Genomic DNA, 21,207 nt, shown 5'->3' with positions numbered 1-21,207 from the left:
CCTCATCAGACGGCCGCGCCGAAGAGCGCCCACATGCCGCAGGCCAACCCGAACAGCGCGAGGCCCGCCAGGTCGGTGATGGTGATCAAAGTGAAGGTGTGGTCCTGGCAGCGTGCGAACAGACCATTCCGTCTACGGCGACACGGCCGTTGGAAGTGGGTCGGGCCTCCGCACCGCGACACCAGCGCGGTGCCGCCGATCACCAGTAACACCATGACGAGCAGCATCGGATCCCCCCGTTTCCCGCCCCACGCCTTCCTGTTCATGGGTATAGGAAAAGGCACCGCCCCGGCCAGTAGGTCTTCGGCCGGACCAGCCGAAACGGGGGCGCATTGAAGCGTTGGCGACGCCGTCCCTCACCCTGTCTGCCTCGCGCGCGCCGACCGAGGGCTGCGGCCTTGCGGACGACTTACCCGTTGTCGTAGGCCGGAGCTAGGATTCAGCAGGTCCGTGACGCGGCGGAAACAGCAGGTAGGGCCACGAACGGGCGGCGACCGGGCACGGAACTAAGAGGCGGAAACGGCACATGCGGCAAGGCAGCCGATGGACCACGGTCACCGACTCCGAGTTTGATCATGAATTCCGCGGTCTGGAGGCCATCCGGGAGAAGCTGCCGGACGGCGATCCCTGGCGGGCCTGGTCGAACTTCACCTTCACCGCCCAGGCACAGCTGTGTGACCAGCAAGAACGGCACATGAGGACCGTCTCGTAACAGCGCAGAGCACGAGGACTATCGGTCAGCACTCCAGTCAAAGCGCCGTCGGTAACGGTTCCGCGCCGCTAAGTGCACCCGCTCCCGGCACCAACCAGTTCGGAATAAACCCGATGGATACGGGCTGAACCGGCGGGCGTCGAACTGTACGCTCCGGCAGTAAAGGCCGACAACGTCTGGCCGTCGCGCACCCTCTCGGGTAGGAGATCGCATGCAGGACCCTTCGGACTCGATGGAGCACGCCGAGCCTGAGGGGAGCGGCCAGAGCGACACCACCGGCTCGCCGGTCCTGGACGATCCGACGCCTGACCCGGACAACGACGCGGCGGCCGCATCGACGGTCATAGCGGAGGTGCTCCCCGGGATTGCCATGGTCTTCGGCGAGGTCCCCCCGGAACTCAAGCCCGATCTGCTCGACTTCGGGTTCGTGTCGGTCGCCGACCGCAAGCAGATCTCCACGGTCCTCGCCTCGATCGGGAACGCGGCGACCGTGGCCGGCAACCTCGGACACGCCTACGCCGGCGCGCAGGGGCTCTACCGGATCAGCCGCGCGACACAGGCCCTCCTGAAGGCCGGCGGAACGCTCGCAGTCAAGGACGGCGCGAACCTCGGAACAGTGATGTTTCGGGGCCGCATCATCGCTCAGTCCCGTTTCATCCCCGTGAATGCGGTGAGCGCGGCGCAGAACGCCGCCTCGATCGGGCCTGCCCTGGCCATGGTCGCCCTTCAGATGCAGCTGACTGAGGTCGAGGGTCTCGTCAGAACCAACATCGCGCTGACCAGTCAGGTACTCACGAAGGTTCGCCTCGCACAGTGGGCCGAGCTGACGGCGCTCGTCGCCACCGTCGACCACGTGGTCGTCCAAGCGCGAGAGGTCGGATCGGTCCCGACATCCCTGTGGGAAACCGTCGCGGGCAAGAGGGCGGACCTGCGTACGCAGCGTGACCTGTACCGCCTGAACGTCGGCGATCACATCCGGCAGATCCAACAGCTCGACGGACATGCCCGCCGTGAGTACCTCGAGACGAACGCCGAAGCTATCGTCTTCGACGCGCACGCCCTCCTGTCCTCCGTCAAGGCATGGATCGGATACCAAGCGCTGCACGCCGCGCGGGCGAGAGCCGCGGGCCCCGAAGACACCGGCGAGGCCCTGCTTGTCGAGTCCATCGTGCGCGACACTCGCACGGAGCTCGACGCCGCCCTCACTGAGACGACGAGCCTCGTCGACTCGCTGACACGGGAACTGCGCATCATCGCCGAACTCCCCGGACGCGACACGCTGCAACTGCCGGGGAAGCGGAAGAAGGACTCGATCGCGACCCGCCAGACCTCCGCTCTTCTTCTGGAGGCGATCGAGCCTCTTGCCGACGCCCTCCATCCGCCGGCCCCTCAGCTCGAAGCTCCGGACGTCGTCTGCGCACCCGAAGCACTGGATCTCGCCCCGTACCTTCGCGTCCTGCGATGGTTCCTCAAGGACGGTGAGACCCTGCGCGTCATCGGCTTCCCCGATCAGCTCGACGCTCTCGCTCCGATCTCCGCGATCTTCAGCGGAGCGAAGGACAAGCTGGCGTCCGCGAGGGACAAGATGGCGGCGAAGACCCTGGTCGCCGTCACGGACCGCCGCATCATCACGGCCAGGACGAACGCGTTCCTCGAACAGGGCGAGATCCGTGGGGACATCCCGATCGACCAGGTGCGCTACGTCCGAGCGAAGACCGCACAGGACAAGAACACACGCGTGACGATCGACGTCATCACACGCGACGAGAACACCCGATGGCTCTTCCAGGCCGACATCGACAACGCTCAAGTGGACGCGCTCGCCGCCGTGCTCGCCGAGTCGATGACGATCCCGGACGTCGAACGCGATGAGCTTCGACGGCGGGCCCGTACCCCTATCGAGGCGGGCACGAAGAGCGAGATCACCGGCGCGACGCCGTCCACGAAACCGACTGGGTCCGAGGCCGCCACCTCCGATACCGAGTAGACCTCGATCCCATCGCCGCGGACCGCGAAGACCCGACGTCAGGGCCCGCCGTCACAAGTGGCAACCACTGCACCTGAGACCGGGCAGATCCCTCACGGCGGCCACCGCGATCAAAACATCGCTGTCCAGCAGCAATTGCCCCGTCTTGACGTGATCCCAACTGGTGTCACCCCGTGTCCCACGGATAGCGTTGGTTCGCTTGAGCAACCCCCACCTCACCAGGAGTCCCGAGTGAACCGCCCCGCCCGGCTCGTCGTAGCCGCGCTCACCGTATCCACGGCCCTGCTGTTGACCGCCTGCGGCTCGGGAGGGGGCGACGACTCGTCCTCGGACAAGATCAAGGGGGCGGAGACCGGCGGCAGGACACCGTCAGCGAGCGCTTCTGCTCCGACATCCCCGTCGGACGGGGTCAAGCGGCCCGAGATCACACTCTCCAAGGAGTTCCAGGCGAACTTCGATGGCTGGACGAACAGCGATCCCAAGCTCCAGGCGATCCTGAACGACGGCAGGGAGGAGCTGAGGTCGAAGTACGCGGCGATCATCCAAGCGAACCCGGACTCGGACGCGGTGGCGTTCTACAACTCGGGGACTTCCCTGACGTCCGCCCGTAAGTGGGTCAAGAGCTTCACGGACACCGACGACGGCCTGATCGGCAAGGTCACGGTCTACCGCCCTCAGGTCCACATCAACGACAGCGGTTCGGGCGTGCTCTTCTACTGCGTCGACGAACGCAAGGCGTCCACGAAGAACCGCAAGACCGGCAAGGTCACGACCACCCCCGACAAGCCCGAGTCCGTGCTGCAGTACCGCGCGAGGCTGGACAAGACCTCACAGGGCGTCTGGAAGAACGTGTCCCTGACGACGGTCGCCGGCGGCTGCGGCTGATGCGGTCCGCACCGAGGGCGTGCAGCCTTGTGGTCACCTCCGTCGCCGCCCTGCTCCTCGCCTCGCCGGCCGCGTTCGCCATCGGAGACAAGAAGGGCCAGGCACCACCCCCTCCAGGCCCTTCCGGCGGTTCGTCCGGCAGCACGCTGAACGCCAAGGCCACCGCCACCGGCATCAAGGTCACGCAGCTCAGCGGCGGTACCTCAGGTACATCACCCAAGGTTCTCGCCCCCGTGGACCCCAACTGGAAGCCGCCGGCGTGCTGGTACGAACCGGTGGCCACGCCACAGGCGCTCAAGGCCGCGGTGGACCGGCTCAAGAAGAACCCCAACTCGAATCTGGTACCCGTCACCCCCACCCTCAGCTGGGGCGAGGACCTGATGGTGGACCACTATGAGAAGGGCAAGGCCGAGAACGGCATCGGGGACGGTTACGAGAACTACAACCTCGGCAAGAACGGCATGTTCTGGCGTGGGGTGATCAACCAGGACAGGGCGAACGACCCCGAGTCGTACGACTGCGAGGACACCCTGTTCTGGCAGAACGCCAGAACGCTCCCCGCCGACAAGCACGCCCCCACCCCTGACGTCCTCGCCGCCTACGCCTACAACAAGATCAAGGTTCCGGAGACCGAGGTCGAGGCGAAGCCGGACACCAAGTCCACCGTGAACTTGCCGACTTGGGTGTGGCTGGGCAAGGGCACCTTCAAGCCGGTCAAGGTCCGCGCCGAGCTGGCGGCCGCGGGAGTGTGGGCGGAAACGACCGCGAAGCCCGTCGCCCTCCACCTGAACCCGGGCACGGACGACGCCGATACCTACCCTGCCTCCGGTGACTGCGCGATCGACGACGACGGCTCCATCGGCACCCCTTACACCAAGGGCGACGCCGGCAGGACCCCACCGTGCGGGATCACCTACCTGCGTGCCACCGACGGCAAGCCGTACCGGCTGAGCGCGTCCATCACCTGGCAGATCTCCTGGCAGGGCAGCGGCGGCACGGGAGGGAACCTGCCGAACGGCACGTTCGAGACCACTCAGGACATGGATGTCCAGGAGATCCAGTCCATCAACCGCTGATATCGGACGTTCTGCGGCGGCGGGCGAAGACACACATCAGCACAGGAACGGGGGAGCAGTGAGCGACCTGTCGGTCGACTGGATCGTGCACGCCGTACTCACCATCCTGCTGATCCGGAAGCTGGGCGCCAAGGAGTCCAGCACGTACGCGGCACTGTTCATCGTGGCCGTCTCGCTGATGTCCGTCTACGTCGCCGCCATGGCTCGCGACGATCTCACGCTGCGGCAGCGCGGGGAGAAGACGACAGCCACGGTCGTGAAGCAGTGGCGCGACCCCGCCGAGGGGCGCAGGAACCGCGACTACAACTACGCACTGGAGCATCAGGACGGTACGAAGGTGCCGGGGCCGGTCATGAAGACCTCGTCCGACCTCCACGACATCGGCCAGAAGGTGACGGTGTTCGAGGACCCCCAGGGCGAGCTACGTCCTCGGACGCCGGGCCAGGCGGATGCGACGGGCGAAGCACTCGGATCGGGTGCGTTCGCGCTCGCCGCACTCGGCGCCGTCGGCTGGATGACGTGGCGTGGGTCGGACGCCGCGAGGCGGCGAACGAAGGGAAAGCCGGGGAGCGGCATGCGCACGATGTACAGGGCCGTCTCCGGCGACCACGCCACGCAGGAAGAGCAGGAGGAGAAGCTCCGCGAGGCCCTGCGCACGTACTCCGCCGACCGCCGCGGCTACATCAAGGTGCAGCCCGAGGAGTATCCCGACCTGCCGCAGCAGCGAGCAGCCCGGATCGCCTGGGAGATGGGCCTGCGTGCGGAGGCGATGAACAACCGGGGCTCGTGGCGCTTCAAGGAGACCGTGATCGAGGAAGTCCCGCACGACTGAGCGGGGAGACGCGGGTACCGACGCCACTCCGGCCCCCTTTCACGGGTCGGCACATCCGTACCCAGGACTACCGTGCGGACGAGGCCCGCTATGTGCTCCTCCACCTCGGGGTCTGCTCTACGCCTGTCGCCCTGCTGCTGGCGGACGTGATCTGCGGTGGAGTCGGTTCATGACGCCGGTTCCGGGCCTGGAACCGGTCCCGGAGGTGGGCGCCGCCGTCCACGACACCCGGCAGGATTATCACGGGCTGGTCTTGGGCCACGAAGGACCATACCTACAGGTCCGCCCCTCTGCGGTGGCCGCGAATGGGACGCCGAACGGGACCGCCTCCGGGTCCTGAGCCAGGCCGAGTTGCTACGCGCCCTCGTCGCCGAGGCGAACGCCCACAGCAGAGAGCCGAGATAGCCGCACCGCACTCTGCCACCGCAACCACCGGCCCGAATCCCCGAGGCGGGCCCCCGATCCCGCAGCCCGCCCCGGCCGGCTCCGCATCAATCCCCCTCCCCTTGATCAACCCGCTCACCTAGGATGGCGAGAACCATCTCAGCGGCCCGACGGGCTTCCTGATCCGCCTCGCGTGAGCGCGCGGCGGACGCCGAAGGACATGCCCCCACCCGCACGAGTCTTCTTCGTGCTGCCTGGGGGCATTGCCTTGCTGTTCCGTGAGTCCGCGGCGTCCGTGGCCACCCGCATCATCGAAGGGTCGCTGGCACTGCATCTGACCGAGAACTTCCGTCATCAGCACGGCCGGAGGGCCGGACAGGCGGAGGTACGATCCTGGGAACGCAGCCTCCCGGCTCTCGTCAACGCACTCATGGACGCCGGACTCGGCGACGTCGAGGTACTCATCGAGTACAGCCTGCCCCTCACCAGCAAGCGAGCCGACGCCGTACTCGCGGGCGTGCATCCGACCACGGGCGAACCGTCCTACGTCGTGGTCGAATTGAAGCAGTGGAGTTCGGCGTACCCGGAGGAGGACGAGCCGCTCCTCTGCCGCATCGACGCGTACGCGCATCCCGTGCTCAACCCGATCGAGCAGGTCCGCGGCTACTGCGAGTACCTGCTGTCGTTCAACGGCGCGCTGGAGCGGATGCCGAAGTCCCTGGCCGGAGTGGCGTTCCTGCACAACGCGACCGAGTTCGGGATTGCGGGGCTGCGGGGTGTAAAGGAGGACCAGCACGGGCGGATGTACACCGGCCAACAGCGCGGTGCCTTCATGGACTTCCTGCGCTCGCGGCTCGCCGCGAAGCCCGGCGCGGAGGCGGCGGACGCACTGCTCAGCGGCAGGATCCGGCCGTCGAAACAGCTGATGGCCGTCGCGGCGGCCGAGATCCGTGACCGTGAGCAGTTCGTCCTCCTCGCTGAGCAGCGGGTCGCGTACGAGCAGGTGATGTCCGCCGTCCGCAAGGCGAAGCGGTCCAACCACAAGCAGGTCGTCGTGGTGACCGGCGGTCCCGGCTCCGGCAAGAGTGTCGTGGCCCTGTCGCTTCTCGGCGAGCTGTACCGGCGTGGGGTGACCGCACTGCACGCGACCGGCTCCGCCTCGTTCACCAAGACCATGCGCAAGGTCGCGGGGGCGCGCATGCCCGCCGTGCGGAAGCTGTTCCTGTACTTCAACAGCTTCATGGACGCCGAGCCGAACGACCTCGACGTGCTCATCTGCGACGAGGCCCATCGGCTGCGCAAGACCTCTGCCAACCGCTATACAAAGGCGGAACTACGCACCGGCCGTCCGCAGGTGGCTGAACTGATCGACGCGGCCCGGGTGCCGGTGTTCCTGCTCGACCAGCACCAGGTGGTGCGGCCCGGCGAGATGGGGACCAAGGAGGAGATCAAGCGAGCCGCCGCCGAACAGGGCCTCGACTGCACGGTCGTGGAGCTGGACGGCCAGTTCCGGTGCGGCGGGAGCGACGCGTACGAGAAGTGGGTCGTCGACCTCCTCGGGCTGGAGGGCGGAACACCCGGCGTGTGGGAGCCGGACGGCAAGCTGGAGCTGCGGACGGCCGAGAGCCCTCAAGAGCTGGAGGACTTCCTCGTCGCCCGCCGCGAGGAGGACTACGAAGCGCGTATGACGGCCGGCTACTGCTGGAAGTGGACCACTAAGTTCACCCCGGACATGACGGCGCTTCCCACCGACATCGTCATTGGTCACTGGGCGCGACCCTGGAACGTCAGCGGCGACCGGTCCCTCCTCGGGGCACCGCCCGCACCCTTGTGGGCCACGGATCCGGCTGGGTTCGGACAGGTCGGCTGCGTCTACACCGCGCAGGGCTTCGAGTACGACTGGTCGGGCGTGATCATCGGACCCGACCTTGTGTGGCGGACCGACCGATGGGTCGTCGACCGGGCGGCGTCCAAGGACCCGATCTTCACCAAGGCGACGCCGGACAGCGAGATCGACCGGCTGATCCGCAACACCTACAAGGTGCTGCTGACCCGGGGCATGGTCGGCACGATCATCTACTCGACGGACCCGGAGACGCGCGACAAGCTGCGCTCGCTGGTACAGCCGACATCCGGGGTGGAAGTGCCCGTCCTCGTGTAGTCGGGTGATCGTTCATGGTTCAGCAGCCGCTCGTGCCCCACCACATGCTCGGGGCGAAGGTCCTGGAGCAGCGGATCCTCGGCGGGGACGTGAGCCACGTCAAAAAGCTGCACCCCGAGGCGCCGACACCGCAGGTGTACCGCCCGGACTCTGTTCGAAGACATCCGGGCAACACTGTCTCGGACGGGCGACCGGGCTGTCATCGGCGGCCTCACCTCAGCGGATGGCGGCGGCACGCCGGATGAAAAGGACGAGTGGGGCGAGGCCTTCGACTGGACGCCTCAACTGCTCGACTCCAGGACGGGAGCACGCACCTGCTGCGCCGCTTCGCGAAGAACGCCGGCGAGGACGAGCACGGATTCACTTCGCTCGACGCCGGCCTGTCCGTGATCGCCGAGCACCCCAAGGCGCTCGGCTAGAAAGGACTGATCCTGTTCATGGACGAGCTCCATCGCCCGTCAGCGGGTGAAACGCTCGCTGCCTCGTGGGCGGCCGGCGCGGTTCCCGCCGAGCGGCCCCGGCGCACTTCCTGAACACGTCACCTCAGGCACGAGCGCGCGGGAAGGAGCGAGGGGCACGAGGCCCCACGTCCTACCCGCGCCGCCCCTTGCAGAAGCAACTCACGCGTCCTTCTTCACCGGCTCCAGAATCGCCACGCACTCCACGTGGTGCGTCATCGGAAACAGGTCGAACGCGCGCAGCGTGCGCACCTTGTAGCCGCCGTCGCGGAAGTACGCGATGTCCCGGGCCAGTGCCGCCGGGTCGCAGGCGACGTAGGCGATCTTCCGGGCGCCGAGCGACGCCAGGTGCTCCACCGTCTTCTTGCCCGCGCCCGCGCGGGGCGGGTCCAGGACGATGAGGTCGACCTCGGTGATGCCGGTGCGCGGGAGGTCCGCCTCGACCTTGCCCTGTTCGATGCGGACGCGGTCGAAGCCGGCGAGGTTGTGGCGGGCGTCCTCCACGGCGCGCTTGCCCGACTCCATGCCGAGGACCGCGCCCTGGTCGCCGATGCGGTCGGCGAGGGCGCCGGCGAAGAGGCCGACGCCGCAGTACAGGTCGAGGGCCATGTCGCCCTTGCGGGGCAGCAGACCCTGCATGACGGCCTTGACGAGGGTGTCGGCGGCCATCGGGTGCACCTGCCAGAAGCCGCCGCTGCCGACCCGGTAGGTACGGCCGTCGGCCCGCTCGCGGACGAACGCGCGGCCGTGGACGCGGTGAATGCCGCCGTCCTGCTCGGCGACCCGCATCACGGAGACCGGCTTGTCGAGTTCGACGAGCGGCAGCCGGGCGCCCGGCTGCGGTTCCAGGATCACCATGCGGTCCTGGGATCCGGTCGCGGCGATCGCGTCGACGGACACCATGCCGGCCCAGTCACGGTCCTCGATGCCGAGCTCGGTGACGCCCTCGGCGGCGATCAGGCAGCGCTCGACGGGCTCGACCTCGTGCGAGCGGTGGCGGCGCAGACCGGCGTTGCCGTCCGCGTCGACCGCGTACTGCATGCGCGTGCGCCAGGCAGGGACCTCGCCGGCGGGAAGCTTGTCGCCCTCGGCGGGCATCACGGTGCCGTCCCAGCCGGCCTCCTCGGGCGTGAGGCCCGCGAGACGCTGCAGCTGCTCGGCGATGACCTCGCCCTTCAGGCGGCGCTGCGCACCCGGCTTGGCGTGCTGCCAGTCGCAGCCGCCGCAACGGCCGGGGCCGGCGTACGGGCAGGGTGCCTCGACACGGTCCTTGGACGCGTCGATGATCCGTACCGCGTCGGCGCGCAGGAACCGCGCGCCCTCCTCGCCCTCGGTGACGCGTGCCACGACGCGCTCACCGGGCAGTGTGTGCCGGACGAAGAGGACCTGGCCCTCGTCCGTGCGGGCGATGCAGTGACCGCCGTGCGCGACGGGCCCGATCTCGACCTCGTACTCCTCCCCCACCAGCGACTTCTTCGGTTCTGCCTGCATGGTGGGGTGACTCCAGATGCGATGGGGGGTACGGCCGGACAACAGCCGACCAGTCTACGTGCTTCCGGCGCCCGCCGATCGCACCCGTCGGCCGGCCCGCCATCGCAACCCTGACAGGCCAACCCGACAGGCCATCCCGTCAGGGCCACCGCGACAGGCCATCCCCTCAGGCCATCCCGTCAGGCCGACCCCGGCAGCTCGCACCCGCCAGGGTCCTCACCCGTCCTCCGCCGTCACTTCTTGGCGGTCGGCTCCTTGGGGCGCTCGTGCGCGGGGCCCCGCCGCACCGCACCCGGCGCGTTCCAGTCCTGGCGCCTGCGGGCGCGCAGCTTCGCGGCCTCGGAGGACTCCAGCTGGTAGGGCACCGAGGTGACCATGACGCCGGGTGTGAACAGCAGGCGGCCCTTGAGACGCAGGGCGCTCTGGTTGTGCAGCAGGTGCTCGTACCAGTGGCCGACCACGTACTCGGGGATGATCACGGAGACGGCGTCGCGCGGCGACTCCTTGCGCAGGCCCTTGACGTACTCGATGACGGGCCGGGTGATCTCGCGGTAGGGCGAGTCGAGGACCTTCAGGGGCACGTCGATGCCGCGCCGCTCCCATTCGTCGCGCAGGTTCTTGGTCTCGGCCGGGTCGACGTTGACGCTGAGCGCTTCGAGGGTGTCGGAGCGCAGCAGCTTGGCGTAGGCGAGGGCCCGCAGCGCGGGGCGGTGGATCTTGGAGACCAGGACGACGGAGTGGACGCGTGAGGGGCGGACGCTGTCGTCGGACGGTCCGTCGGGGGCGGCGAGCTCCTCGGAGACCCGGTCGTAGTGCTTACGGATCGCGGACATCGTCACGTAGAAGATCACCATGCCGAGCAGGGCGACCCAGGCGCCGTGCGTGAACTTGGTGACGAGGACGACGACCAGGACGAGGCCGGTGAAGAAGGCGCCGAAGGCGTTGATGGCCCTGGAGCGGACCATGTGGCGCCGCTTGGCCTGGTCGGTCTCGGTGGCCAGGTGGCGGTTCCAGTGGCGGACCATGCCGGTCTGGCTGAGCGTGAAGGAGACGAACACGCCGACGATGTAGAGCTGGATCAGCCGGGTCGAGTCGGACCCGTAGATGATCACGAGCATGCTCGCGGCGCCGGCCAGCAGCACGATGCCGTTCGAGAAGGCGAGGCGGTCGCCGCGGGTGTGCAGCTGACGCGGCAGGTAGCGGTCCTGGGCGAGGATCGAGCCGAGCAGCGGGAAGCCGTTGTATGCGGTGTTCGCGGCCAGGAAGAGGACGAGGGCGGTGGCGGCGGCCAGCACGATGAACAGGAAGCTGCCCTTGCCGAACACGGCTTCGCCGACCTGGGAGATCACCGGGTTCTGGACGTAGTCGGCGCCGACCGCCATGCCGTTGTGGATCAGGTCGGTGGCGGGGTTCTCGGCCATGCGCACCTTGGTCACCATGGCGAGGGCGATGATGCCGCAGAACATGGTGACGGCGAGCAGGCCCATCGCCGCGAGCGTGGTCGCGGCGTTCTTCGACTTCGGCTTGCGGAAGGCCGGGACGCCGTTGGAGATCGCCTCGACGCCGGTGAGGGCGGCACAGCCGGAGGAGAAGGCGCGCAGCAGCAGGAAGACGAGGGCGAAGCCCGCGAGCCCCTGGTGCTCGGCCTTGATGTGGTAATCGGCGGTGGGCGCCCGCATGGTGTCGCCGAGGACGAGGCCGCGGAAGGCACCCCACGCGATCATGATGAAGACGCCGGCGACGAAGACGTAGGTCGGGATCGCGAAGAGCTTTCCGGACTCCTTGACCCCGCGCAGGTTCATCAGCGTGAGCAGGATGATGACGGCGACCGCGCAGGGGACCTTGTGCTCCACCACGAAGGGGACCGCCGAGCCGAGGTTCTCGATGCCGGAGGCGATGGAGACGGCGACGGTGAGGATGTAGTCGACGAGCAGGGCGCTGGCGACCGTGAGGCCGGCCCGCGGTCCGAGGTTGGTGTTGGCCACCTCGTAGTCGCCGCCGCCGCTCGGGTACGCGTGCACGTTCTGGCGGTAGGAGGCGACCACCGTGAACATCAGCACGACGACCGCGAGCGCGATCCAGGGGCTGAAGTGGTAGGCCGACACGCCCGCGATGGAAAGGACCAGCAGCACTTCTCCGGGCGCGTACGCCACGGAGGAGAGCGGGTCGGATGCGAAGACGGGCAGGGCGATGCGCTTCGGCAGGAGCGTTTCGCCCAGCCGGTCGCTGCGCAGGGCCCGCCCGATCAGAATCCGTTTGGGCACGTCGGTCAGTTTGGACACAACAGGGAATCGTAAGGGCTCGAACTGGCAGCCGCCCACCCGCCGTCCCTGTTCGTCTCACCATCTGCTCTCCGGGTGAAATCGGGGGCCGCTCCGGCTGCGGATTCCGTGGTCCCGGAGCCTCGCGTGTCTATATGACAAAACCCCCCACTCTGACCGCCTTGGAGAACCCATGCACCTGAGCCCGGAGCTCATCGGCGCCGCTGTCGGTCTGGTCGGCCTCGGAATCCTGACCCTCGCGAGTGTTCGCAGCATCACACGGCGCTGAGACCGGCCGTCCGCCGCGCTCTCCCGGCCGCCGCGCGAAAAAGCGCAGGCGACGCTGCACAGGGGTGCCGCCGGGTGACCGCGCGTGTGTAGCTTGGGCGGCGGTCTGAGACCCTGTTTGCCCGAGCCGTAACCATTGACATCCGGAAGGACGGTCGTGCACATCGTCATCATGGGCTGCGGAAGAGTTGGTTCCGCTCTTGCCCAGAACCTGGAGCAGCAGGGGCACACGGTCGCCGTGATCGACCAGGACCCCACCGCCTTCCGTCGGCTGGGCTCCGGGTTCGGCGGCCGTCGTGTCACCGGAGTCGGTTTCGACCAGGACACCCTGCGCGAAGCGGGCATCGAGGAGGCGGGCGCGTTCGCCGCCGTCTCCAGCGGTGACAACTCGAACATCATCGCCGCCCGCGTGGCCCGCGAGATGTTCGGCATCGAGAACGTCGCGGCACGCATCTACGACCCGCGCCGCGCCGAGGTCTACCAGCGCCTCGGCATTCCGACCGTCGCCACCGTCCGCTGGACGGCCGACCAGATGCTCCGCAGGCTGCTGCCCTCGGGCGCCGAGCCGCTGTGGCGCGACCCCACCGGCGGTGTGCAGCTCGCCGAGGTGCACACCTCCCCCACCTGGGTGGGCCACAAGATCAGCCGGCTCCAGGAGGAGACGGGCGTCCGCGTCGCGTTCCTCACCCGGCTGGGCGAGGCGGTCCTGCCGACCTCGCAGACGGTCCTGCAGGAGGGCGACCTGGTGCACGTGATGATGCGCACCGACGAGGTGGACAAGGTCGAGGCGGCGTTCGCCAAGGGCCCTGAGGAAGAGGCGGGTCACTGATGAGGGTCGCCATTGCCGGTGCCGGTGCCGTGGGCCGCTCGATCGCGGGCGAACTGCTGGAGAACGGCCACGAGATCCTGCTGATCGACAAGGCTCCGACCGCCATCTCGGTCGAGCGCGTCCCGCAGGCGGAGTGGCTGCTCGCCGACGCCTGCGAGATCACCTCCCTGGACGAGGCCGCGCTCCAGCGCTGCAACGTGGTCATCGCGGCCACGGGTGACGACAAGGTCAACCTCGTCGTCTCCCTGCTCGCGAAGACGGAGTACGGCGTGCCCCGGGTCGTCGCCCGGGTGAACAACCCCAAGAACGAGTGGCTGTTCAACGAGTCGTGGGGCGTGGACGTCGCCGTCTCCACCCCGCGTCTGATGTCGGCCCTCGTCGAGGAGGCCGTCAGCGTCGGCGACCTGGTGCGGCTGCTCCGCTTCAGCCACGGCGACGCCAACCTCGTCGAGCTGACCCTGCCGCCGGAGTCCGCCCTGGCCGGCACGACCGTCGGCGACGTCGAGTGGCCCGAGGACACCTCCCTGGTGACCATCATCCGCGGCACCCGCGTCCTGACGCCCTCCCGGGAGGACTCCCTGGAGGCCGGCGACGAACTCCTCTTCGTGGCCGCCCAGGCCCGCGAGGAGCAGCTGGAGGACCTGCTGTCGGTGCGCCGCGAGGACGCGTCGAGCTAGCGGCCGCCCGCTCTACGACGATGGGGCGCCCGGAGATTCTCCGGGCGCCCCATCGTCGTAGAGGTCGAGCGTCGTCGTAGAGGTACGAGCGTCGTCGTCCGCTCGGGGAGTGGCTAGGCCTCGCGGCGGTGCCGGGCCGGGGCGGCACTCTCGCCGCGCTCCTCGGCGAGGGCGGCCTTGCGCTCCTTCTCGGCCTTCTCCTCCGCCTCCATCTCCGCGAACACGTCGATGGGCGGCGGCGCCTTGGCGAGGAAGACCCAGGTCAGCCAGACGGCGAGCAGGAACGGCGGGATCTTCAGGGCGATGAGCACCCAGCCGAACTGCGTGGTGTCGCCCCACCAGTAGAGCGGGAAGAGCACCGCGCACTTGGCGAGCAGGATCAGGCCCCAGGCCCAACTGGCCTTCGCGTACGCCTTCTTGCGGCCGGGGTTGCGGGTGCGCCAGGAGAGGTTCTCCTTGAAGACCGGGCCGAGGATCAGGCCGATCAGCGGGACGCCCGCGAGGGTCGTGACGATGTAGGCGACGGCGAGTCCGAGCGTGTAGAGCATGCCCGGCAGGTAGAAGTCCTTGGCGTTGCCGGTCATCATCGCGAAGACCACGCCGAAGGCGACACCGAAGACGCCGCTGAAGGCGTGCTTCACGGTGTCGCGCCGCACCAGGCGGACCACGACGAGCAGCAGGGACACGGCGAGGGCGGCGATGGCCGACCAGTGCAGGTCCTTGTTGATCGTGAAGATGGTGACGAAGAGCAGGCCGGGCACCACCGTCTCGACCATGCCGCGCACGCCGCCGAAGGCCTCGAAGAGTGCGGCCTCCGTCACCGCCCTGGAATCGTGCTGGGGGTCTTCGGTCGGCTTGTCGAGCGACGTCACCGGCTACTCCCGTCCGAGCGGTCTGAGTTCGTACTTCGGATTGAACAGCACCCTACGGCCCCGGCTCATCGAGATGCGGCCGGATGCGATGAGCTTGCGCCCGGGCTCGATGCCGACGATGGAGCGGCGGCCGAGCCAGACCACGTCCAGGGCGGCCGAGCCGTCGAACAGCTCCGCCTCCAGGGCCGGGACGCCTGCCCGCGGCCGCAGAGTGACCGTGCGCAAGGTACCAGTAACCGTGACGATCTGCCGGTCCTGGCAGTCGCCGATACGGGTGCAGCCCGTGGTCGCGGTGTCCTCCCGCAGCTCCTCGGACTCCAGGTCCTCCTGGGTCGAGGAGAGCCGGTCCATCATGCGCCGGAACCGGCCCGCCGGCTTTTCGGAACGAGGAACAGCACTCATACCGAAAGCGTACCGGTGAGCGTTGACACCTTCGTACCCACGGTTCCCGGGACCGAAGCGGGGGCGGCGGGGATCGCGGGGCCGGCCGACGGCGTCACGCTCCGTACATGCGCACGCGTCATCGCCCGCACCGGTGTTCCCCCGCCCCTCTCACGGGACAGCGCGCCATGCCTCGAACAGCGACGCGGGTCACCGCTCGAACCGGTAGCCCATCCCGGGCTCGGTCATGAAGTGCTTGGGGTGCGAGGGGTCGGTCTCCAGCTTGCGGCGCAGCTGGGCCATGTAGACCCTCAGGTAGTTCGTCTCCGTCCCGTACGACGGCCCCCACACCTCCTGGAGCAGCTGTTTCTGGCTGACGAGCCGGCCCGTGTTGCGGACCAGGACCTCCAGCAGGTGCCACTCGGTGGGGGTGAGGCGGACGTCCCGCCCGTCTCGGTGCACCTTCTTCGCGGCCAGGTCGACGGTGAAGCCCGCGGTCTCCACGATCACGTCGTCCTCGCCGCCCCCGGTCGGCTCGGCGCGGCGGACGGCGGCGCGCAGCCGGGCGAGCAGTTCGTCCATGCCGAAGGGCTTGGTGACGTAGTCGTCGGCGCCCGCGTCGAGCGCCTCGACCTTCTCGTCGGAGGAGTGCCGGGCGGACAGCACCAGGATCGGCACCCTGGTCCAGCCGCGCAGCCCCCTGATCACCTCGACGCCGTCCATGTCGGGCAGGCCGAGGTCGAGGACGATGACGTCGGGGTGCCGGGCGGCCGCGAGCTGCAGCGCGGTGGCTCCGTCGGGGGCCGCGTCGACCTCGTACTTGCGTGCCTTCAGGTTGATCACGAGGGCTCGGGTGATCTGCGGCTCGTCGTCGACCACGAGGACCCGGGTCATGAGACCTGCCTTTCTGCGACTGCTGACGGGGCGGCCACGGCGGGCCCGCGGTCCACGGCCCGCAGCGTGAGCACCATGGTGAGTCCGCCGCCGGGGGTGTCCTCGGCGTTGAGGGTGCCGCCCATCGCCTCGGCGAAGCCGCGGGCGACGGCGAGGCCGAGGCCCACTCCGTTGCCGCGCGGGGCGTCTCCGTAACGCTGGAAGGGCGCGAAGATGCGGTCCTTCGCCTCGTCCGGGACGCCGGGGCCGCGGTCGACCACGCGGACCTCGACCCGCTTGGCGATGGCGCTCGCGGCGACCAGGACCCGCTGGTCGAGGGGGCTGTACTTGACGGCGTTCTCGACGAGGTTGGCGACGGCGCGCTCCAGGAGTCCGGCGTCGACGGCGACCATCGGCAGGCTCTCCGGGATCTCCAGGTCCACGCTGTCCTCGGGAACACCGCCGAGGGCCATGGGGACCACCTCGTCGAGGTCGATCTCGCGGATCAGCGGGGCGACGGTGCCGGTCTGGAGCCGGGACATGTCCAGCAGGTTGCCCACGAGGTGGTCGAGGCGGTCGGCGCCGTCCTCGATGCCTTCCAGGAGTTCCGCCTGGTCCTCCTCGGACCAGGCGACGTCGTCGGAGCGCAGGGACGACACCGATGCCTTGATCCCGGCGAGCGGGGTGCGCAGGTCGTGGCTGACGGCGGCCAGCAGGGCGGTGCGGATGCGGTTGCCCTCGGCCAGTTCCTTGGCCTGGTCGGCCTCGTGCTGAAGGCGCTGGCGGTCGAGCACGACCGCGGCCTGGGCGGCGAAGGCCGCCAGTACCCGGCGGTCGGAGGCGGGCAGCACCCGCCCGGACAGGGCGAGCGCCATGTGGTCACCGACGGGCATGTCGACATCGGCGTCCTCCGGACGGGCCGAGGGGTCCGGTCCGACGCTGCCGGCGCAGGTCCACGGTTCGACGTCGTTCACCCGCTCCAGCAGCGCGACGGACTCCATCGCGAAGGTCTCGCGGACCCGCTCCAACAGGGCCTCCAGGCTGGTCTCGCCGCGCAGCACGCTGCCCGCGAGGAAGGAGAGGATCTCCGATTCGGCGCGCAGTCGCGCCGCCTGGTGGGTGCGGCGGGCCGCGAGGTCCACCACCGAGGCGACGGAGACGGCGACGCCCACGAAGATCACGATGGCGACGATGTTCTTCGGGTCGGCGATCGTCAGCCGATGCAAGGGGGGTGTGTAGAAGTAGTTCAGGAGCAGGGATCCGAAGGCGGCCGAGGCGAGCGCCGGGAGCAGTCCGCCGAGCAGGGCGGCCGCGACCGTGACGGCCAGGAAGAGCAGCATGTCGTTGGCGAGGCCGAGGTCGATGGTGTTCAGCAGCACCGCCAGCACCACCGGGCCGCCCACCCCGATCAGCCAGCCCCAGATGATGCGGGAGCGCCCGAGCCGGGCCCCGCGCGCCACGGGCAGACCACGGCCCTTGGCGACCTCTTCGTGAGTGACGATGTGCACGTCGAGGTCGGGTCCCGACTCGCGGGCGACGGTGACACCGACGCCCGGACCGAAGACGTACTGCCAGGTCTTGCGGCGCGACGAGCCGAGGACGATCTGCGTGGCGTTGACCCCACGGGCGAAGTCCAGCAGGGAAGCCGGTATGTCGTCGCCCACCACGTGGTGGAAGGTGCCGCCGAGATCCTCGACCAGGGTGCGCTGGAGAGCCAGCTCCTTCGGCGAGGCGGCGGTCAGTCCGTCGCTGCGCGCGATGTAGACAGCCATCACCTCGCCTCCGGCGCCCTTCTCGGCGAGCCGCGCGGCCCGCCGGATCAGCGTGCGTCCCTCGGGGCCGCCGGTCAGTCCGACGACGATCCGCTCCCGCGAGCCCCAGATCTTGGACACCCGGTGCTCGCTGCGGTACTCGGTCAGGTACTCGTCGACCCGGTCGGCGACCCAGAGCAGCGCCAGCTCGCGCAGGGCCGTGAGGTTGCCCGGGCGGAAGTAGTTGGACAGCGCGGCGTCGACCTTGTCCGACTTGTAGATGTTGCCGTGGGCCATACGGCGACGGAGCGCGGGCGGCGACATGTCGACCAGTTCGATCTGGTCGGCCCGCCGGACCACCTCGTCGGGCACGGTCTCGCGCTGCCGCACTCCCGTTATCGACTCGACGACATCGCCGAGTGACTCCAGGTGCTGGATGTTGACGGTGGAGACGACGTCGATGCCGGCGGCGAGCAGTTCCTCCACGTCCTGCCATCGCTTCGCGTGGCGCGAGCCGGGGACGTTCGTGTGGGCCAGTTCGTCCACCAGGGCGACGGCGGGGGCCCGGCGGAGCACCGCGTCGACGTCCATCTCGGCGAAGAGGCCGCCCCGGTACTCCAGCTCCCGGCGCGGGACCTGCTCCAGACCGTGCAGCATCACCTCGGTGCGGGGCCGGTGGTGGTGCTCGACGAATGCCACGACACAGTCGGTCCCGCGCTCGACGCGGCGGTGCGCCTCGGAGAGCATCGCGTACGTCTTGCCGACGCCCGGTGCCGCACCGAGGTAGATCCGAAGCTTGCCGCGTCCCATGAGTCCTATTGTCTTCCTGTCACCGCCGTGTACGCAGCGTCGACCTTACGGCCAAGAATTCCGGCAAAGGGGACGAGAGGCCGGTCGGAGGACGTCCTTGACGCAACCCTGATGCCGGCACCGCCCCGCGAGGTGTGCCGCGCTCCGACTGCCGTGACACACGCGCCGTCCGCCAACGGCGTGACGCGGCCCACCAGGCACGACCTGTGCGCCACCCGACTGTGGCACCGCCCGCGCCGGAGAAAGGACGCGACCCTTGGCGGACAGAGCCTCCTAGTGCTCGATCAGCTCGCCGTCGCTCAGCTCCAGCACCCGGTCGGCGAGGTCCAGCAGGGTCGCGTCGTGGGTGGCGACCAGGGCGGTCACCTGCTGGCTGTGGACGACGGCGCGCATCAGCTCCATCACGGCGTGGCCGGTCTCCGCGTCCAGCTGGCCGGTGGGCTCGTCGGCTATGAGCAGGGCCGGCTCGTTGGCCAGGGCGCGGGCGATGGCCACCCGCTGCTGCTGGCCGCCGGACAGCTCCCCCGGGCGCTGGGCCGCGTGGTCGGCGAGGCCGACGAGGGAGAGCAGCAGCTCGACGCGCTCCTCACGCTCGCGGGTCGCGGCCCGGCGCAGTCGCAGCGGAACCCCGACGTTCTCCGCGGCGGTGAGGATGGGGATGAGGCCGAAGGACTGGAAGACGAAGCCGATGCGGTCGCGGCGCAGGCCGAGCAGACCGCCCTCGTCGAGCGTGGAGAGGTCGAGGCCGTCCACGACGACGCGTCCGCCGTCCGGTGAGTCGAGTCCTCCGACCACGTTGAGCAGGGTGGTCTTGCCCGAGCCGGAGCGGCCCTTCAGGGCGACGAGCTCTCCGCGCGGCACGTCGAAGGAGACGCCGCGCAGCGCGTGCACGGCGGCGGCTCCGGTGCCGTACGTACGGTGGACGTTCTCGACGCGCAGCATGGTGTCGGTGGTGGTGCCCGCACCGGTGATGATCTGGCTCATGTTCCCTCCCCGTGATCCCCCGTGGACCGGGCGCCAGTATCGCGACCCGACGCCCGGTCCCTCAATGGTTCATCGCACGAGACCCCCGTTTCGGTTCACGCGGGATTGTCGCCGTGCGTCAGGGTCTCCCAGGCGACGAACAGGTTGTTGCTGCCGGCCGGGCGGTTCTGCTGGGTGAGCTGCTGGGTGTTGGTCATCGCGATGCCCAGCCGGTTGTGCAGGGCGTTGTAGCCGACCTCGGTGACCGGTCCGAGCCCGAGGTTGAGCGATCCGCCGCACAGCGAGCTCGGGACCGCCGCGCCCAGCTGGTACTTCGCCTGGAAGCCGAGCGCCTGGCGGAGCCGCTCCCCCACGTCGGTGCCGTACAGGTCCTGGCCCTGGATACGGCTGGTCTCGGCGATGTGCGAGATGGCCGAGATGCCGTACCCGGTGTGCGTGAAGTCGCGGCAGGTCTCCTGGGTGAGCCCGGTGACGAAGGTGGACTGCCCCTGCCAGTAGCTGACGATCTTCGCCGTGGTGTCGAGGTTCTGGCTCGGCACCGTCTTGGGCACGGAGCCGTCGGTGGACAGGTACACGTACGCCGCCGTGCGCGTCCGGAACTTCGCCATGGCCTTGTCGTACGACGTCTTGTCCTCCAGGAAGACGGAGATGCCGACGGCGGCCTCCATCATCGACAGCTCCCAGTTCCCGTTGGAGTTGGAGCCGTTGATGATCTCGGGCAGGTAGACGCTGCGCAGCATGGTCGCGAAGCGGCCGGAGTTGGTCCACGTGCCGGTGTACGTGTACTTGATGATCTCGGCGGCCTTGGGCCAGGAGGAGCCGGCCCAGCCGGTCTGCAGGGGAGCGTTGCTGTTGGTGTGGTCCTTGATCACCGCCGACCAGGCGTCCATCAGCTCGATGGCCTTCTTCGCGTACCGCTCGTCGCGGGTGACGTACCAGGCGAGCGCGTCGGTGTACGCGGCGATGGCGTCCTCGCGCTCGTCCGTACACCCGTAGTTGGGGTTGGAGTACGAGCCGCACTCGACGGTGGCGCGCGGTGCGGGGGTGCGGGTGAGCGAGGCGTACTTGCTCGCCATCATCTGGTCGTAGGCGCCCTTCCAGGGCTGCGCGCCGGCCAGCACCTGGGTGCGGGCGAAGTCCAGCTGCCCCTTGGAGACGGTGACTCCGGGGTGGACGAAGGCGGCGGGCGCGGCCTCGGCGCGGTGGGCGCCGGGACCGGACAGGAGCGTTCCCACGAGCGCGGCGGTGGCTGCGGCCGCCATGACGAGGAACGCGGGACGCCGTCTGCGGCGCCGGGGTGTGGGGGTGTCGGACATGCAGAGCCATCCGTTCTTGTATGTGAACGACGCATGGAATGCTGAACATGTGCGCTGGCCGGTGACCATAGGTACGGACCAGGCTTCCGTCAAGGCCTGAAGAAAGACCCGCTGCTCAACTGCCGTTCATGTACGAGAACTTGAAGAGGGCGCTCCGGGAGGGCCCGCACGGCCGGGCC

General features: G+C 69.1%; 18 protein-coding genes and 1 pseudogene. 10 read left to right on the top strand and 9 right to left on the bottom strand.

Annotated features, from left to right (window positions below; genetic code table 11):
* Positions 1–5: 5 nt before the first annotated feature.
* On the bottom strand, positions 6–266 hold the full coding sequence (locus ABZT74_RS22810) for a hypothetical protein (protein ID WP_356437590.1): 261 nt from the start codon (positions 264–266) through the stop codon (positions 6–8).
* Positions 267–526: 260 nt separating this feature from the next.
* On the opposite strand from ABZT74_RS22810, the gene ABZT74_RS22805 reads away from it, so the two are divergent.
* The 8 genes and pseudogenes from ABZT74_RS22805 (at position 527) to ABZT74_RS22770 (ending at position 8,456) form a co-directional block, all read left to right on the top strand.
* The gene (locus ABZT74_RS22805; RefSeq protein WP_356437587.1) at positions 527–712 is read left to right on the top strand and encodes a hypothetical protein; all 186 of its coding nucleotides are present in this window, start codon (positions 527–529) and stop codon (positions 710–712) included.
* Between the two features lie 211 nt (positions 713–923).
* Positions 924–2,699, top strand: coding sequence for a hypothetical protein (locus tag ABZT74_RS22800; RefSeq protein ID WP_356437584.1), 1,776 nt, complete (start codon positions 924–926; stop codon positions 2,697–2,699).
* A gap of 231 nt (positions 2,700–2,930) precedes the next feature.
* Positions 2,931–3,584 carry a hypothetical protein gene (locus ABZT74_RS22795; protein WP_356437581.1) on the top strand — a complete coding sequence of 218 codons (654 nt, stop codon included), beginning with the start codon at positions 2,931–2,933 and terminating at the stop codon, positions 3,582–3,584.
* The gene (locus tag ABZT74_RS22790; protein ID WP_356437578.1) at positions 3,584–4,660 is read left to right on the top strand and encodes a hypothetical protein; all 1,077 of its coding nucleotides are present in this window, start codon (positions 3,584–3,586) and stop codon (positions 4,658–4,660) included. Before ABZT74_RS22795 ends, ABZT74_RS22790 begins: the two co-directional genes overlap by 1 nt.
* 58 nt (positions 4,661–4,718) lie before the next feature.
* A complete protein-coding gene (locus ABZT74_RS22785) occupies positions 4,719–5,492 on the top strand; it encodes a hypothetical protein (protein WP_356437574.1) in 774 nt (257 codons plus the stop codon).
* A 169-nt stretch (positions 5,493–5,661) separates the two neighbouring features.
* Positions 5,662–5,897 (top strand): annotated as a pseudogene (locus tag ABZT74_RS22780) (hypothetical protein).
* A gap of 247 nt (positions 5,898–6,144) precedes the next feature.
* A complete protein-coding gene (locus ABZT74_RS22775) occupies positions 6,145–8,037 on the top strand; it encodes a DUF2075 domain-containing protein (protein WP_356437571.1) in 1,893 nt (630 codons plus the stop codon).
* 254 nt (positions 8,038–8,291) lie between these two features.
* A complete protein-coding gene (locus ABZT74_RS22770; protein ID WP_356437568.1) occupies positions 8,292–8,456 on the top strand; it encodes a hypothetical protein in 165 nt (54 codons plus the stop codon).
* 201 nt (positions 8,457–8,657) lie between these two features.
* On the opposite strand, the gene ABZT74_RS22765 is transcribed toward ABZT74_RS22770, so the two are convergent.
* Together ABZT74_RS22765 and ABZT74_RS22760 are read right to left on the bottom strand one after the other, a co-directional pair.
* Positions 8,658–9,986 carry a class I SAM-dependent RNA methyltransferase gene (locus ABZT74_RS22765; protein WP_356164825.1) on the bottom strand — a complete coding sequence of 443 codons (1,329 nt, stop codon included), beginning with the start codon at positions 9,984–9,986 and terminating at the stop codon, positions 8,658–8,660.
* 233 nt (positions 9,987–10,219) lie between these two features.
* The gene (locus tag ABZT74_RS22760) at positions 10,220–12,268 is read right to left on the bottom strand and encodes an APC family permease (RefSeq protein ID WP_355871255.1); all 2,049 of its coding nucleotides are present in this window, start codon (positions 12,266–12,268) and stop codon (positions 10,220–10,222) included.
* A gap of 424 nt (positions 12,269–12,692) precedes the next feature.
* Here ABZT74_RS22760 and ABZT74_RS22755 point away from each other — a divergent pair, with 424 nt between their 5' ends.
* A complete protein-coding gene (locus ABZT74_RS22755; protein ID WP_355871257.1) occupies positions 12,693–13,364 on the top strand; it encodes a TrkA family potassium uptake protein in 672 nt (223 codons plus the stop codon).
* Complete coding sequence (locus ABZT74_RS22750; RefSeq protein WP_355871260.1) at positions 13,364–14,041, top strand: TrkA family potassium uptake protein; 678 nt, start codon at positions 13,364–13,366, stop codon at positions 14,039–14,041. The genes ABZT74_RS22755 and ABZT74_RS22750 overlap by 1 nt, the downstream gene beginning before the upstream one ends.
* Positions 14,042–14,154: 113 nt before the next feature.
* Here the strand turns inward: ABZT74_RS22750 and ABZT74_RS22745 are convergent, their stop codons facing one another.
* The 6 genes from ABZT74_RS22745 to ABZT74_RS22720 all read right to left on the bottom strand — a co-directional run bounded on the left by ABZT74_RS22745 (position 14,155) and on the right by ABZT74_RS22720 (position 21,028).
* Positions 14,155–14,913 (bottom strand): DUF3159 domain-containing protein, encoded by a 759-nt coding sequence (locus ABZT74_RS22745; RefSeq protein ID WP_356164822.1) that lies wholly within the window; start codon positions 14,911–14,913, stop codon positions 14,155–14,157.
* Positions 14,914–14,916: 3 nt separating this feature from the next.
* Positions 14,917–15,315 (bottom strand): OB-fold nucleic acid binding domain-containing protein, encoded by a 399-nt coding sequence (locus ABZT74_RS22740; RefSeq protein WP_355871266.1) that lies wholly within the window; start codon positions 15,313–15,315, stop codon positions 14,917–14,919.
* A gap of 189 nt (positions 15,316–15,504) precedes the next feature.
* A complete protein-coding gene (locus ABZT74_RS22735) occupies positions 15,505–16,188 on the bottom strand; it encodes a response regulator (RefSeq protein ID WP_356164819.1) in 684 nt (227 codons plus the stop codon).
* Positions 16,185–18,728: an ATP-binding protein gene (locus ABZT74_RS22730; protein WP_356437565.1), complete on the bottom strand. Its 2,544-nt coding sequence runs from the start codon at positions 18,726–18,728 to the stop codon at positions 16,185–16,187. Before ABZT74_RS22730 ends, ABZT74_RS22735 begins: the two co-directional genes overlap by 4 nt.
* Before the next feature lie 273 nt (positions 18,729–19,001).
* Positions 19,002–19,712, bottom strand: a complete 711-nt coding sequence (locus tag ABZT74_RS22725; protein WP_355871273.1) for an ABC transporter ATP-binding protein — start codon at positions 19,710–19,712, stop codon at positions 19,002–19,004.
* A 95-nt stretch (positions 19,713–19,807) separates the two neighbouring features.
* A complete protein-coding gene (locus tag ABZT74_RS22720; RefSeq protein ID WP_356437562.1) occupies positions 19,808–21,028 on the bottom strand; it encodes an alginate lyase family protein in 1,221 nt (406 codons plus the stop codon).
* Between the last annotated feature and the right edge of the window lie 179 nt (positions 21,029–21,207).

Source organism: Streptomyces sp. NPDC005302 (assembly GCF_040607345.1).
Taxonomy (GTDB): domain Bacteria; phylum Actinomycetota; class Actinomycetes; order Streptomycetales; family Streptomycetaceae; genus Streptomyces.
The sequence above is the reverse complement of the archived record's forward strand: the minus strand, read 5'-3'. Positions and strand labels throughout refer to the sequence as shown.

What these genes read in the sequence shown, in the direction of transcription:
- ABZT74_RS22790 (WP_356437578.1), top strand. Translation starts at nt 3,584, where the DNA reads ATGCGGTCCGCACCGAGGGCGTGCAGCCTTGTGGTCACCTCCGTCGCC.
- ABZT74_RS22810 (WP_356437590.1), bottom strand. Translation starts at nt 266, where the DNA reads ATGAACAGGAAGGCGTGGGGCGGGAAACGGGGGGATCCGATGCTGCTC.
- ABZT74_RS22735 (WP_356164819.1), bottom strand. Translation starts at nt 16,188, where the DNA reads ATGACCCGGGTCCTCGTGGTCGACGACGAGCCGCAGATCACCCGAGCC.
- ABZT74_RS22720 (WP_356437562.1), bottom strand. Translation starts at nt 21,028, where the DNA reads ATGTCCGACACCCCCACACCCCGGCGCCGCAGACGGCGTCCCGCGTTC.
- ABZT74_RS22750 (WP_355871260.1), top strand. Translation starts at nt 13,364, where the DNA reads ATGAGGGTCGCCATTGCCGGTGCCGGTGCCGTGGGCCGCTCGATCGCG.
- ABZT74_RS22805 (WP_356437587.1), top strand. Translation starts at nt 527, where the DNA reads ATGCGGCAAGGCAGCCGATGGACCACGGTCACCGACTCCGAGTTTGAT.
- ABZT74_RS22730 (WP_356437565.1), bottom strand. Translation starts at nt 18,728, where the DNA reads ATGGGACGCGGCAAGCTTCGGATCTACCTCGGTGCGGCACCGGGCGTC.
- ABZT74_RS22740 (WP_355871266.1), bottom strand. Translation starts at nt 15,315, where the DNA reads ATGAGTGCTGTTCCTCGTTCCGAAAAGCCGGCGGGCCGGTTCCGGCGC.
- ABZT74_RS22765 (WP_356164825.1), bottom strand. Translation starts at nt 9,986, where the DNA reads ATGCAGGCAGAACCGAAGAAGTCGCTGGTGGGGGAGGAGTACGAGGTC.
- ABZT74_RS22725 (WP_355871273.1), bottom strand. Translation starts at nt 19,712, where the DNA reads ATGAGCCAGATCATCACCGGTGCGGGCACCACCACCGACACCATGCTG.
- ABZT74_RS22800 (WP_356437584.1), top strand. Translation starts at nt 924, where the DNA reads ATGCAGGACCCTTCGGACTCGATGGAGCACGCCGAGCCTGAGGGGAGC.